General features: G+C 51.4%; 10 protein-coding genes. 7 read left to right on the top strand and 3 right to left on the bottom strand.

Translation table 11 applies throughout. The annotated features are described in order from the left end of the window. Positions 1 to 13 precede the first annotated feature (13 nt). Positions 14 to 829 carry a hypothetical protein gene (locus tag EHSB41UT_RS13695; RefSeq protein ID WP_087110775.1) on the top strand — a complete coding sequence of 272 codons (816 nt, stop codon included), beginning with the start codon at positions 14 to 16 and terminating at the stop codon, positions 827 to 829. A 112-nt stretch (positions 830 to 941) separates the two neighbouring features. Beyond that, positions 942 to 1,790 (top strand): Cof-type HAD-IIB family hydrolase, encoded by an 849-nt coding sequence (locus tag EHSB41UT_RS13690; protein ID WP_242667312.1) that lies wholly within the window; start codon positions 942 to 944, stop codon positions 1,788 to 1,790. A gap of 81 nt (positions 1,791 to 1,871) precedes the next feature. Here the strand turns inward: EHSB41UT_RS13690 and ppk1 are convergent, their stop codons facing one another. Both ppk1 and hemB read right to left on the bottom strand, forming a co-directional pair. Next, the gene (gene ppk1, locus EHSB41UT_RS13685) at positions 1,872 to 4,052 is read right to left on the bottom strand and encodes a polyphosphate kinase 1 (protein WP_087110771.1); all 2,181 of its coding nucleotides are present in this window, start codon (positions 4,050 to 4,052) and stop codon (positions 1,872 to 1,874) included. Positions 4,053 to 4,115: 63 nt separating this feature from the next. After that, a complete protein-coding gene (hemB, locus tag EHSB41UT_RS13680; protein WP_087110769.1) occupies positions 4,116 to 5,126 on the bottom strand; it encodes a porphobilinogen synthase in 1,011 nt (336 codons plus the stop codon). 202 nt (positions 5,127 to 5,328) lie between these two features. Between hemB and EHSB41UT_RS13675 the strand changes: the two genes are divergently transcribed. From EHSB41UT_RS13675 to EHSB41UT_RS13660, 4 genes are all read left to right on the top strand, one after another. Further along, a complete protein-coding gene (locus tag EHSB41UT_RS13675) occupies positions 5,329 to 8,043 on the top strand; it encodes a ubiquitin carboxyl-terminal hydrolase (RefSeq protein ID WP_087110767.1) in 2,715 nt (904 codons plus the stop codon). 102 nt (positions 8,044 to 8,145) lie between these two features. Further along, on the top strand, positions 8,146 to 10,266 hold the full coding sequence (locus EHSB41UT_RS13670; RefSeq protein WP_087110765.1) for an FAD-dependent oxidoreductase: 2,121 nt from the start codon (positions 8,146 to 8,148) through the stop codon (positions 10,264 to 10,266). 159 nt (positions 10,267 to 10,425) lie between these two features. Then, entirely contained in the window at positions 10,426 to 11,046 is a 621-nt protein-coding gene (locus EHSB41UT_RS13665) for a hypothetical protein (RefSeq protein WP_087110763.1), read from the top strand. Then, a complete protein-coding gene (locus tag EHSB41UT_RS13660) occupies positions 11,030 to 11,833 on the top strand; it encodes a hypothetical protein (protein WP_133060516.1) in 804 nt (267 codons plus the stop codon). The genes EHSB41UT_RS13665 and EHSB41UT_RS13660 overlap by 17 nt, the downstream gene beginning before the upstream one ends. A 63-nt stretch (positions 11,834 to 11,896) precedes the next feature. Here the strand turns inward: EHSB41UT_RS13660 and EHSB41UT_RS13655 are convergent, their stop codons facing one another. Beyond that, positions 11,897 to 12,763: a glycerophosphodiester phosphodiesterase family protein gene (locus tag EHSB41UT_RS13655; RefSeq protein WP_087110759.1), complete on the bottom strand. Its 867-nt coding sequence runs from the start codon at positions 12,761 to 12,763 to the stop codon at positions 11,897 to 11,899. 231 nt (positions 12,764 to 12,994) lie between these two features. Between EHSB41UT_RS13655 and EHSB41UT_RS13650 the strand changes: the two genes are divergently transcribed. After that, on the top strand, positions 12,995 to 15,058 hold the full coding sequence (locus EHSB41UT_RS13650) for an NADPH-dependent 2,4-dienoyl-CoA reductase (protein WP_087110757.1): 2,064 nt from the start codon (positions 12,995 to 12,997) through the stop codon (positions 15,056 to 15,058). The last annotated feature ends 20 nt before the right edge of the window (positions 15,059 to 15,078 follow it).

Raw genomic sequence — 15,078 nt, 5'->3', positions numbered from 1 at the left:
AGAAGGCTTTACGATGGGTCCACTTACTCAAATCAAGAGCCTCCCTCCCAGCGATCACCTGGTTGGGATAACGGCAGACAATAAAGTTATCGCGATTCCTCTCTCCGAGTCGTCGTCATCACAAAATAAGGTCGCCCTGTTAAAGGCAACCAAAAAACTGTCATGGATTCAGCCGGACCAGACTGACGGGATCTCCGTTCGGCATGCCAAAAAGTGTATCCGGGAACGGAAAGTTGGATTCAATGCGACGCACTCAGCAGATATCCGGGAAGGTATTGCCTGCTCCAATAATTGCCGTGAAATATTCGACACAAAGGTTGTGGATAAAGCCGAGGTGATTCCCACCTCGATCAAGTTTTCCAGTGAGTCTCCGGCTAAGGCCCTGCAGAAAGAGCTGGAGAAGATCAAAGGCTACAAAGAAAGCGTGTGCAGCAATATCGAGAAGTTTCAGCGCATGGAGTTTCTGTTGGTCTATTTTCAGGAGAAGAAGGATCAATCCTCTTATGAATCCGTGTCCAACTTCTGGTGCCAGTATCTCCACAGCTGGTGTGATGAGCAGATGAATAGCGATGCAAACTTCACTGAAATGCTAGCCTCAGAGCAGCATGACCTTGAATACAAGGATCAGAAGCTTCGACTAAAAGGCATCGGAAAAACACTAGAAGGCAATACCCTTGTACTGTCCCAACTCCCGGCGTTAATAGCAAAAGCGAAATCCAGACCTGTTTCCGTCTTACCTATGGAGCAGGAACCGCCAGCGGCTATTAGAAGTCTGCCACCTTCCCCTAAAAAGCCGGGGGATAGTCCCTCTAGAGAAACTGAGGTCTAACCCTGATCCAACGCAATAAAATTGTGCGATTGCCTATTTTTAACCGAATGAAAATCTGCCAATAATGCGGCAGGCATTGCGCTCAGTGGGTTGAGGTTTATAAATAACAGCTATGACTATCAAGCTGATCGCCGTTGATATGGACGGCACATTTTTACGTGATGATAAAACATACGACCGCGCTCGTTTTCAGCAGCAGTACGAGCAGTTGAAAGAGCTGGGTATCCACTTTGTAGTTGCCAGTGGCAACCAGCTCTACCGTCTGCACAACTACTTTGACGACTATAGCTACGACTTTTCCTATGTGGCTGAGAACGGCGCTTACGTCACCCATGGCGGCAATGAGCTGCGCATTGACCACCTGACTCCGGAAGACACCCAAAAGGTTTTCCGCTTTATCGAAAGCCATACCAACCTGCGACCGATTATCTGCGGTAAAGACAGTGCCTATGTTCTGGATTCCATCAATCCTGATGAGCTGGAACTGGCAAAGCGCTACTACGGTCGCTTAAAGATTGTCAGCTCCTATAGCGAGATCGACGACGCTATTATGAAAATCGCGCTCCATATGGAAGGTGGCTGCGAGACAACCTTTAATACCGCAATCACCGAGGAACTGCCGGGTATCCTGATTCCGGTGACCAGCGGCCATCAGTTTGTCGATCTGATTATCCCGGGCGTTCACAAGGCACATGGCCTTGAGGCATTGTTGAGCCATCTTGATATCCACCGCAGTGAAGTGATCGCCTTTGGTGATAACAATAATGATGTGGAAATGCTGGCCCACGCTGGCTTCGGCTTCGCCATGGATAACGCTGGCGAGCAGGCCAAGGCTGCCGCCCGCTTTATCGCAGCCAGCAACAATGAAGGTGGCGTTCTGGATGTGCTGGACCTGATTATTGAGGGAGCACGCAGCGGAAGTGATTTTGAAGAGTTGCTCTCAAAGTACAAAACAGCCTGATTTACAGACCTGATAGAACAAGACCCCGGCTCACTGAGTGGACCGGGGTCTTTTTTGGTCTGCGTTTTAAACAGCCTGCACTTAAACAGCTAGAGTCTCGAGCAGGGTCAGCTGGGCATTGCGCTCCTTCTGATTCCGTACCGGCACACGACGCTCGTACTCACCATCGCCTTTCAGAATAAAGCTGCGAGTATTGTCAGACAGGTAAGCAGACAACTCCCGACGTACGCGAATCACATGCTTTGGATGCTCAATCGGGAAGCAGGTTTCGACACGATGATCCAGGTTACGGGTCATCAGGTCGGCACTGGCGCAATACACCTTCTCTTCACCGCCGTTATAGAAGTAGAAGACACGGGTATGTTCAAGGAAGCGACCGATAATCGAGCGCACGGTAATATTTTCTGACAGCCCAGGAATTCCCGGCTGCAGACAACAGATACCACGCACAATCAGATCCACCTTGGCACCGGCCTGAGAAGCCTTGTACAAAGCCTTGATCGCCTGCGGCTCAGTGACCGAATTGATCTTGATAATGATATGAGCCTTCTCACCCGCACGTGCCCGTTCGGCTTCCTGATTGATCAGGTCGATAATGCCTTTCTTCAGGGTAAACGGTGCGTGGAATAGCTTCTTCACCCGCAGAGCTTTGCCCATACCGGTCAGCTGCTGGAAGACTTTATGCACATCACTGGTGATATCCGGATCACAGGTCAGCAGGCTGTAATCTGTGTACAGACGAGCATTACCCTGGTGATAGTTACCGGTACCGACGTGGGCATAGCGAACTATCTTGCGACCTTCACGGCGCACAATCAGCATCATCTTGGCGTGGGTCTTGTAACCTACCACACCATATACGACAACGGCTCCGGCTTCCTGTAGACGACGGGCCAGCTTGAGGTTCTCTTCCTCATCAAAGCGGGCGCGAATCTCTACCACCACTGTCACTTCTTTACCGTGACGGGCAGCATCCACCAGCGCATCCACCATCTGCGAGTGAGCGCCGGTCCGGTACAGCGTCTGTTTGATAGCCAGAACCGATGGATCCTTGGCAGCCTGACGCAGAATATCCACAACAGGCGTGAAGGACTGGAACGGATGCAGCAGCAAAACATCTTCCTTCTGGATAGCATCCATCAGGCGATCGCTCTTGGTTGGCAATCCTTTCGGATAACCCGGCGTGAACGGTTCAAACTGCAGATGCTGATGGTTTTCGCTGTTGCAGACATCCATCAGACGGGTCAGGTTAACCGGACCGTTAATCTCGTAACGGTCGTCCTCAGTCAGGTCGAACTGTTTCAGCAGGAAGTCCGAGAGATAACGTGGGCAGTTATCCACGACTTCCAGACGAACCTCATCACCGTAACTACGGGACAGCAGTTCACCCTGCAGCGCGGTTGCCAGATCCTCAACCTCATCATTCTCAAGGCTAAGGTCACTGTTACGGGTCAGGCGGAACTGATAACAGCCCTTCACAGTCATGCCCGGGAACAAGTCGCCGGCATGCTGGTGAATAATGGACGACAGGAATACATAATGGTCGCCTTCTTTGTCGCAGACCTGACGAGGCAGCTGAACAAAGCGTGGCAATGAACGCGGAGCAGGAATAATCGCCATACCGGTTTCACGACCGAAGGCGTCTTTACCTTCCAGCTCAACGATAAAGTTCAGAATCTTGTTGGCCAGACGGGGGAACGGGTGGGCAGGGTCCAGACCAATCGGGCTGATAATCGGCATCACTTCCTGGAAGAAGAAGGTGCGAATCCAGCTCTTCTGGGCATCGGTAAACTCATTCCGGCGCAGGAAGTAGATACCGTTCTTACGCAGTTCCGGCAGCAGAATTTCGTTGAGGATATTGTACTGACGCTCAACCTGAACATGGGTAATGCGATTGATTTCCTTAAGCACATCAGCAGGACGCATACCGTCCAGGCCAACCTGCTCACGGGAGAACTCAATCTGGCGCTTGAGGCCGGACACACGGATTTCAAAGAACTCATCCATGTTGCTGGAGAAAATCAGCAGAAAGCGCAGACGCTCCAGCAATGGATGTTCTTCGTTAAGAGCCTGTTCCAGAACACGGATATTGAACTGTAAATGACTCAATTCCCGGTTAATGTAATATTCCGGGTTGTCGTAATCCGTCAACAGGGGCGGGGGCTCTGGAGCCTCAACCTCTGCAGCCTTAACCTCGGTAGCTTTTACCTCGGCAGTGTCGCTTACCGGCTTCTCTTTTCCTGCGACCTCTACATCACTCATAACGCCTCCCTAACCCCCAGTCAGAGCCCCTGCCCGGAGCTCTGGAAAATTCCTTGAAAAAGCTTAGCCCTGATCCTTGAGCATCTTTGCAGCGCGGGGAGCAAAGTACGTCAGAATCGCATCTGCTCCGGCACGACGACAGGCCAGCAGACCTTCCATCATGACCGCATCACCATCCAGCCAGCCATTCTGAGCCGCGGCCATATGCATGGCGTACTCACCGCTGACCTGATAGACAAAGGTAGGCACACCAAAGTTCTCTTTCACATCCCGCACAACATCCAGATAAGGCATGCCCGGCTTCACCATGACCATGTCGGCACCTTCTTCCAGGTCCATGGCGACTTCGTGCAGAGCTTCTTCACGATTGGCCGGATCCATCTGGTAGCTGTACTTGTTACCTTTACCAAGGTTAGCGGCTGAACCCACAGCATCACGGAATGGACCGTAATAGCTGGAAGCATACTTGGCGGCATAGGAAAGAATGCGGGTGTGAATATGACCGGACTCTTCCAGTGCCGTGCGGATTGCACCGACCCGACCATCCATCATGTCAGAAGGTGCAACAATATCCGCACCGGCTTCGGCATGGCTTAAAGCCTGCTTAACCAGAGCGGTTACAGTTTCATCGTTCATCACATAGCCGGTGTCATCCAGCAGACCATCCTGACCATGGCTGGTGTAAGGATCCAGAGCCACATCGGTAATCACGCCCAGCTCAGGGAAGCGATCCTTCAGAGCCTTGATAGTGCGAGGCACAAGACCATCCGGGTTCCAGGCTTCGCTGGCATCCAGAGATTTCTTATCAGAAGACACCACAGGGAAGATCGCCAGCGCGGGAATACCCAGGGCAACCCACTCTTCTGCATCTTTCAGCAATTCATCCAGGCTCAACCGCTCGACACCCGGCATGGAGGCCACAGGCTCACGCTGCTGTTCCCCTTCCAGTACAAAGACCGGGTAAATCAGGTTATCAACAGACAGGCGGGTCTCACGCATCAGGCGACGGGAAAAATCATCACGACGCATACGGCGAGGACGGCTGGCGGGAAAAGGACGATGGACAGATTTCACTTCAAGGGCTCCTGCTGCACTCCCTCTCTGGAGGCGATTCTGAGGCTTCGGTATTCGCCTATTATGGCGTGTTTCCCTAAGCCATGAAACCAGCGGGAATGCTGGATTACACCTGTTACATTGTTTTTTTTCACAGCACGGGAATTAGCCGGACAAACTGCTACTTTAAATGCTCTTTTGAGGGGGAGCACCTGAGTCCTAAATGCCAGTTACAGAAATAAAAAAGTGGCATTTTTCCTTGGCTTTGTCAGCCATGCTTACTCTGCTGCTCGCTATTTCTGCTTTATACCCATCTCCAGCAAAAGCCCGACTGGTTAAACAGTTTAATGATCAGGCTGTTCGTGGAAGCTCCGATTCCGCCCCCGGTACAGAAGCTCATACCTCGTCAGCCCTATCTCCACAAAGTTACAGAGAAGGACTGTCCGGCTCCTGGCTGATGACGGGTTATAAGAGTGGCCTGCTTTTTGATAATCGCCACCTGAACCGTCAGACCGTTCTGGTTTCTCTGGCAGCCTTATCAGCAGCAGCGGTTGCCAAGCTTCCCACAACCCTGGGCTATACCGGAGCTTTTCCAACCCTGACCGGCCGCCTGGCCGCCTTTGCCCTGCCGGGGTGGTTGTTCTGGCAACACTGGAATAATAATGAGCAATGGCAATCCAATCGGATTGCCATTGTCGATAACCCGACTCTGGCCAATAGAGTTTCTATCGAGGTTCGACGGGAATACCAGACGCAGCAGCTGATCTTTCGACTGCCACCGGTCACTCTGACCGGTCTGGACAATGAAACACTGACAACAAACTCCCCTTTGAGCCACTTCATACAAACACTCGATAGGCAGGGCAGTGATTTTCTCAGCATTTACTGGCACGAACAGCAGCAGGCGCTGCAAATCACCGCAGGGCACGGTTCAGGCATTACCAATATTATTACCTTGCCAGCTCTGACTGATAATCTCGCCTCGGTCGATGCCCGTTTTTTTCCACCGATTCTGTCTCTGCTGCAACCTGCCGGCCTAAACCTGATCAGCTCATTGCTGCAATGTCTCACTACACAGCAAGGTGGCAGACAACTCTGTGCAAATGGCGCACTACAACTGGAATCCCGCTCGGGAAGCACCCGCTACTATCGTTATCAATCGGAAGACAATATCGAGCTGCGTCCGGTCACCGGTAAGGTTCTGGGGAAACGTTATCTGGTTCCCCTGCCTCCCTGCCGGGACAAGCTGCTCTGCCCGATGACCCTGACCTGGAATATCAGCGCTCTGAACCTTCCAGCAGCAGACTATATGCCTCCGGCCTATGAACCTCTGCTGCTTTACACCGAACCGGAACGGCTGCTGGATATTCCCAAACGTGTGGCTCCAGTGCAGCCACTGATGATGCAAACAGTACAGCCCTGGCAGACGGATCTGTTGTCTCTGGCTCCGTACACCGCAGCTTATCTGCTAACTGATCTCCTGCTGAGCAAAGGGCTGGGTTACTACGGCGTGGCCAGTGCCTCTGTGCTGACCGGCGGTTTGGGAGCATGGGGATTGGGAAATGCTGTTGCTGAGACTTCGCACTCAAGCAGGCCGTTCAGATTGTGGCCGTTTTCCGGAAGCGGCGGCTATGGTGGGAGCGGTGGAGGTGGCTCTGGCGGTGGTGGAGATGATGACTACGGTCGCCACAGCAAGGAATCCTCCGATTATATGTCGGCCACTTTACTGGAGCAGCATCTGGTTCATGCACTGGAAGCCAGTGGCGGAGCAAAAGCGCCAGCCAGTGATGTATATGTTGAGGAACAGACCGGTGAACCGACCCTGACGCATATGGGGAATAACTGCTTCTTTAACTCCACCCTGACTTACCTTGCTCATACTCTGCAGCCAGAAGAGCTGAACGCCATTGAGCATGACCGTTATCTTTCCGAAACACTCTTTGAACGCCTGATGGATGATGCCGATGCCAAAGAGGCTTATGAGGATTTGAAAGAAGCCTTTCTGGGCCTGATGCGCAGCATGAAACTTGAAAGCTTTTCTGCACTTACTAAGGCACAAAGAGACAAGCTACAGAGGGATCTGTACGACGCAATCAAAGCGTTTATCAATACGACTCCGGGTGAGTATGGAGTACTTGAAAGCATACTTGCTCCCAAACGCATGAACCGCCTCTCCCAGGAAGATGCACAGGAGTTTATGTCCGAGCTGCTGGATATCTTCCAGCTCCAGCGCAACACCGCTGGCAGTGTTGTGATTGCTGATGAGAAGGAAGTACACATCGACGGTCAGGTAGGCAGTAAAATCCATGTGGATAAGCGAAACCAGTTTCATGTTCTGCCCGTTGATCTCCCGAATGAACGGGATATCAAGGCTCAGAAAATTAACGACGTGAACGCTCTTCTGAACAAGCACTTCCTGAAAAAAGAGTGGGTCGGAGAACGCTCGGAACGCCTGCACATCAATGCCGCTGATGCTGCTGTCATGGGATTGAAAGGGGTATCCAATGTCAAAGTGCCGTTTTATAAACGTCAGTTCCTTGCTAACGAGCGGGCAGGCAAGCTTCAGCATCTGAGCATTCAGTTCAAGATGTTTAATTATGGAGAATACGGCCGCAAGATCAGGACCTTCACTCGTCGGTTGTTCAAGGGCAATGGTGCGATTACCGTTCCGGTAAGCAACTTGTCCGCAACGCATACCAACACCGTCACCATGGAACCGGATGCCATGGTTCTCCACCAGGGCAGCACCTTGTACGGCGGCCACTACATAACCGCAGTGCGCAGCGGCAGAGAGTGGATTATTTACGACGATACCCAAACCTATGCCACTCGGCTCAGCTCCAGTGCCCGCTTCTGGAGTCACTCGCCCATGGAGGTGCTGAGAAGTTATATCGAAGCCCAGGAGCTGGATCCCTACATCATCCATTATCGCCACTAACATTTATCGCCACCAATCATTGAAAGCGTCATACTGAATCCATAAACGGGTTAAAGCCGTAAGGCTCAATAAGAGCCACCCCCAATATGGATTCCAGTATTTATGAGAATATCGAAACTGTTGCTGCTGGCGGTGATTCTGGCCGCACTCGGTGCTTTCTACGGTCTTGGATTGTCTCAATACCTGACCTTTGAATTTTTCAGTGGGCTGAAGCAGGACAACCCCGGGCTGACCGCCACTATCTTCTTTCTGATCTATGTGACGGTGACCGCCCTATCCCTCCCTATAGCCTCGGTGATGACGCTATTTGGCGGTGCTCTGTTCGGCTTTGCCGAAGGCCTGTTAATCATCTCCTTTGCCAGCACCATTGGTGCCACTTTGGCGATGCTGGTTTCACGCACACTCCTGCAGGATTGGGTGCAGAGTCGCTTTGGCAATTATCTGAAAACCATCAATAGCGGTGTCGAAAAGGATGGGGCTTTCTACCTGTTCAGCCTGCGTCTGATTCCTGCCGTACCGTTTATGGTGATCAATCTGGTGATGGGCCTGACTCGCATCCGGATCTGGACCTATTACTGGGTCAGCCAGCTGGGCATGCTGGCAGGAACCGCAGTGTATGTGAACGCCGGTGTTAAGCTCGGTCAGGTGGAAGAGTTTTCCGTCAAAGGTATCGCCACACCGGAGCTGATCCTCTCTTTCGTACTGCTTGCAGCCTTCCCCTGGGTTGCCAAAGGTTTGATGGCCTTTATCAACAGCCGCAAGGTGTATAAGCCGTTCAACAAGCCGACCACCTTCGATACCAATCTGGCCGTGATCGGCGCCGGTTCCGGCGGACTGGTCAGTGCCTATATTGCGGCGGCAGTAAAAGCCAAAGTCACCCTGATTGAGAAGCACAAGATGGGCGGTGACTGCCTGAACACCGGTTGTGTGCCCAGCAAGGCTTTGATCCGTTCTTCCCGTATTCACCATTACGTTGAACGAGCCGAAGAGTTTGGCCTTAAGAATGCTAAAGTCGAGGTTGATTTCCCGGCAGTGATGGAGCGCGTTCAAAATGTTATCAAGCAGGTGGAACCACACGATTCCGTAGAACGCTACACAGGTCTGGGCGTGGAATGTGTCCAGGGCACAGCCACTCTGGTTTCCCCCTGGGAAGTAAAAACCGGCGACAAAACCATTACCGCGAAGAACATTATTATCGCCAGCGGTGGCCAGCCTTTCGTGCCGAATATTCCCGGGCTGGATCAGGTGGACTATTACACCTCCGATACCATCTGGAATCTTCGCGAGAAGCCGGAACGAATGCTGGTTCTGGGCGGTGGGCCTATTGGTTCAGAACTGTCTCAGGCTTTTCAGCGTCTTGGCGTACAGGTTATTCAGGTTGACCAATCCGAACGGATTCTGCCGAGAGAAGATGCCGATGTGGCTGAAGCCGTAATGGCTCAGTTCCGGAAAGATGGCATTGATCTGCGCACCAGCTGTAAGGCTGTAGCCTTCCATAAGGAAGATGGCAGACAGTGGCTGGACGCCGAACAGAATGGCGAAACAATCCAGATCGCCTTTGATGTTGTGCTGCTCGCCGTAGGCCGCAAAGCCAACACATCGACTCTGGGTATGGAAAACCTCGGACTGGAAACCAACCCGAACGGCACGCTCACCGTTAACGAGTACATGCAAACCCGATACCCAAATATCTATGCCTGCGGCGATGTGGCCGGGCCTTATCAATTCACCCACGCGGCTGCCCATCAAGCCTGGTATGCCGCAGTGAACGCCCTGTTCGGACGTTTCAAGAAGTTTAAGGTCGATTACTCGGTGATGCCTTGGGCCACGTTTATTGATCCAGAAGTCGCGCGTGTTGGCCTCAATGAGATAGAAGCGAAAGAGCAGGGTATCGCTTATGAAGTGACCCGCTTCGGCATAGACGACCTCGATCGTGCACTGGCCGACGGCGAGGCCAAAGGCTTTATCAAGGTGTTAACCGTACCGGGTAAGGATAAGATTCTGGGTTGCACGATCGTGGGCTATCACGCCGGTGAACTGATTACCGAATACATTACTGCCATGAAGCACGGACTTGGCTTAAACAAGATTCTTGGCACCATTCATATCTACCCAACGCTGTCGGAAACCAACAAGTACGCAGCGGGCGAGTGGAAGAAAGCACATGCACCAGAGAAGGTTCTGAACCTACTGGAAAAATTCCATCGCTGGAGCCGCAGCTAAAGCCTCTTAAACCCAAAGCCCGCAAATTTATGCGGGCTTTGGCGTGACCTCAACAACGTGTCGATATTCAAGTCATCAATCACTCAGGCACTTTTATCAATTCATCATATTTTGATAACGTACAAACAATTAAAAATAGAATAAACGGAATTTACCTTAATGATCAGGGATACGGCCTTTTTAACCGGTATTGTACTGTCTGTAATAGGCTGGATTGGAAACGAACTTCTAGCCGAGTTAAACAAGCAACCAATCATTGAATATACGATTTCAGGCTATGATGACAAGAGCAAAACGTGGAGCATATCGTTCTATAACTTAACTACAGACAAGAGCTTTAACGATATTGACCTGTACTTTAAAGCAGATACAGAGGGTGTCTGTGACCAAAAGGGAGATATTAACTTCAAGTACCACGGGCATACCCTACATAGTCGTGAAGAATCCAACAAGATAAAAACAAAATGCTCTTCAAGTGATGATTACTCAACCCTGCTCCCTAAATTACAACCTGGTGCCGGGGTAGAGATAGTTATACCAGTACTATCAGAGACCGGGTTTTCCATGAATTTCACAAGTGAATCAACTGTTAAAATGACCCTGCCAACTATTGAGAGTTATTTAATCAGCAACAAAACGACGCTCATGTTATATTGGTTTTTTGCACTCTGTTTGTTACTAGCTATCTATATTTTTATTGAAATAATTATTGCGATTACTAATAGAAAAGCGCCACAAACCATCAACAAAATAGAGAACAAGGATGATGCAGTCGACTAAGGTTTTAGCTCTACTGACAGGTGTATTCTGGTGTGCCAACCTTAGTGCTACAGACGTAGTCGATGGAAACACACCTCAACCAACACAACCGGATAACATTTGGATCAAACTCATTGATCAGGTTAACGGTAGTCCGGTAGCCATTAAAACAGCCACGATCTTCCGCGGAGGCTCGTCTTCAGGGCAAGAGTTATTCAGTAATAGTGAGGGTGACCTGCAAATAATGCCTCCCTGCAAGAGCGGGGATTTCATTAAAGTTATGCCGTCATCTTACCTCTATGAGCAAGACTCCTGGCACAGATGTCCTTTAGTTAAAAACCCTATTCCCGTAGCCAAAAAAGAACTGAACTTTGCCATGGCGGCAGTTGGCATCCGGCTTGAGCAGGAAGATCGTGCTGCAGAAGCCAGTCAGGTGTTTACGGAACTGGCAGCGGCATTAAGAACATCAAACCCGCAGGCTTCCAGGGTCTTTGAGCAGAAAGCTTATCAGGCTGCCGGCAACCACTTTAATGTAGAAGGCCTGGCTCACGGAACACGCACCACATGGATGAGTCAAAAGCTGCGTGATGAGCTACAGCATTATCAGGAAGTAAAAGGGCTTAGTGTGACAGATGGTAATTTGACCGGCCTGACGGCAAGTACCATGTCTGGAGTAACCCCCTATCAAATATGGAATTCCGCTAACGAAAATATTGAAGCTCAGCCCAACTTCCAGGAACAGCTTCCGGATGACATCTTTCATATCCTGAGCGACTCAAATACTCCGCCACCTATGAACATGAAATAACCTCGCAACTCCATCAATATCAATGAGTGCATTGCTATTGATGGAGTAAATAAGCGCGGTCTGTCACAGACTACTTTTCACCTGATTTCCCCGCGCGACAAAGTCGGTGATCACTCCATCCACCGGCATATCCAGCAACCTTTGCATCTCTTCCGCTTCGTTGATTGTCCAGGCATGAACCTTGATACCTCGCGCTTTTGCTGCACGCAGCAGTTGTGCATCCAGCACTGTTATCCCTCCACTGGAAGGAGGCAGTTGCATAGCAACGGCATCCATTGGCACAAGATGTGACAAGCCTACCTTGGCGGCAATTACAAACAGTCTGGACTCTCCGCTGGAGGATGATGTGGCAACATCCGGGCACTGCTCCCTGAAGCTTGCGATCGCATCATCATGGAAAGATGCCGCCAACACCTGATTGGTAATCCCATATTTTTTAATACGTTCACACAGTGCTGCCGCGCCCTTGGTGCCGGAGTTCTTTATCTCGATAACCCAGCGCTTATCTGGGAACTGGATCAGGGCCTCATCCAGCGTTGGAACGCGAATATTTAACTGGCTGAAATCCTCGCCTGCAGGAGTTTTATGAGCGCCGGCATTGGCTTTCTTGATTTCCGCCAGGGTCATTTCCAGCACCGCACCGGTTATATCAGTTGTACGATCCAGCGTGGCATCGTGCAGAACCACCAGCTCATTATCTTTGGTGAGCTGCACATCGATTTCCAGAACATCAGCCTTATCGGAAACAGCCTGTTCCAGTGCCGCCAGAGTATTGGCCGGTCTCACTCCCAGCCCGCCACCATGGGCGATAATTTCCGGCTCTGAAACCTTAGAAAAATAAGGATGTTCTACTGCGGGAGGGGTTGGCCAGAGATAAGCTACAGACAAAACTGCGCCCACACCAATAAGGCCTTTGGTCATTCGATTCATCGGGTGCCCTGATACTTTTAATAATTCTATGGGTCGAACGGCTATTTTTTATACAACCTGTCGCCATTATCCTTACGCTGGCCACGAATACCAGACCAGTGTCTGCTGATCACAAAACTTGCTCAATTTAGCCAGTATTCTGCTCTGTTCGATCATTTACCCCGAACTCTCAGCCACCTATAGTTCTGCTCATAACAAGCTATAAGCCATAACAAAGATTGAGAGTTGCCGATGACTACCGACACCCACTACCCACATCTGATGGAACCTTTGGACCTTGGCTTCACCACCCTGAAGAATCGGGTGATGATGGGATCCATGCACGTTGGCCTGGAAGATCGCCCCTGGCACTTCGGTGAGATGGCCGAGTATTTTGCCGAGCGTGCTCGCGGTGGTGTTGGCCTGATGGTGACCGGTGGTTTCTCTCCCAACCGCGCTGGTGATCTTCTGCCGTTTGGTTCCAAGCTGATCAGTGGCTGGCAGGTTCCGCTTCATAAGAAAGTCACTTCAGCTGTACACGAGGCTGGCAGCAAGATTCTGCTGCAGGTTCTCCATGCCGGCCGTTATGGCTACACCCCGCTGAATGTTGCGCCTTCCGCTATCAAGGCTCCGATCTCACCATTCAAGCCGAAAGAGCTGAGCAGCAAAGGCATCTACAAAACCATCGACGACTATGTGCGCTGCGCCAAGCTGGCTCAGAAAGCCGGTTACGATGGCATCGAGATTATGGGCTCGGAAGGTTATTTCATCTGCCAGATGCTCAATGCCCGTACCAACCACCGTACCGATGAATGGGGCGGAACCTACGAGAAGCGGATGCGTTTTGCCCTGGAAGTTGCCCGCCAGACCCGTGAAGCCGTCGGCCCGAACTTTATTATTATGTTCCGCCTGTCCATGCTCGATCTGGTGGAAGGTGGCTCCACGATTGAAGAAGTCATCGAGCTGGCTCAGGCACTGGAACAATCCGGTGTGACCCTACTGAATACCGGTATCGGCTGGCATGAGGCTCGGGTTCCGACCATTGTCACCTCAGTTCCTCGTGCAGCCTTTGTCGATGTCACTGCCAAGGTGAAAGCCGCCGTTAAAATCCCGGTTGTCGCTTCCAACCGCATCAATATGCCGGATACCGGCGAAGAAGTTATCAGCTCCGGTGCTGCAGACATGATCTCCATGGCCCGTCCGTTCCTGGCAGACCCACAGTGGGTCAACAAGGCCGCAGCCGGGCATGCTGACGAGATCAACACCTGTATCGCCTGTAATCAGGCTTGCCTTGATCATGCTTTTGAAAACAAGCGCGCCAGCTGTCTGGTCAACCCGCGTGCCGGCCATGAAACCAAGCTGCTCTATACGCCGGTTCTCAATGCCCGCAAGGTTGCGGTTATCGGAGCCGGTCCTGCCGGTCTGGCCTGTGCCACCATTGCCGCACAGCGTGGACATAATGTGACGCTGTTTGAAGCCAACAGCGAGATTGGTGGCCAGTTCAACTACGCCAGCAAGATTCCGGGTAAGGAAGAGTTCCGTGAAACGATTCGCTACTACCTGAAGCAGATCGAAATTCACAATGTTGATCTGAAGCTTAATACCAAGGTTTCATCCGACGAACTGAAAGCCATGGGCTTTGACGATATCGTTATCGCCAGCGGTGTCGCGCCACGTATCCCGAATATGCCGGGTGTGGACCATGAGAAAGTCGTGACCTATCAGGAAGTGCTGAGCAAAGGTTTGAAGCTGGGCAACAAGGTCGCCATTATGGGCGCCGGTGGTATCGGCTTTGATATGTGTGAATATCTGACCCACGAAGGCCACTCGATCACTCTGGATAAAGAAGCCTGGATGAAAGAGTGGGGCGTCGATAGCACCAACGAGATTCGTGGTGGTCTGAAGCCTGCCGAGATTGAACCATCTCCCCGCAAGGTTTACATGCTCCAGCGCAAGAGCACACACTTCGGTAAGGGGCTGAACAAAACCTCCGGCTGGGTACACCGTGCAGTCGTAAAGATGAAGAAGGTCGAAACCATCGGCGGTGTCAGCTACGACAAGGTTGATGATGCAGGTCTGCATATCACCGTCACGACCGGTAAGCAGGGTCAGGAAGTGAAAGAGACCCGAGTACTGGATGTGGATCATGTCGTGCTGTGTGCCGGTCAGGTGAGCGTGAACCAGCTGCATCAGGAATTAGGCAAAGAGCAAAACAGCCCGTTCAAACTGCATCTGGTGGGCGGTGCTGAATTTGCCGGCGAGCTGGATGCCAAGCGGGCTATTCGTCTGGCCAGTGAGTTAGCGGCTGCTTTATAAACCACGCTATAAGAAAGCGG

This window comes from Parendozoicomonas haliclonae (genome assembly GCF_900174585.1).
GTDB classification, from domain to species: Bacteria; Pseudomonadota; Gammaproteobacteria; order Pseudomonadales; family Endozoicomonadaceae; genus Sansalvadorimonas; species Sansalvadorimonas haliclonae.
This window is presented reverse-complemented; position numbering and strand designations above follow the sequence as displayed.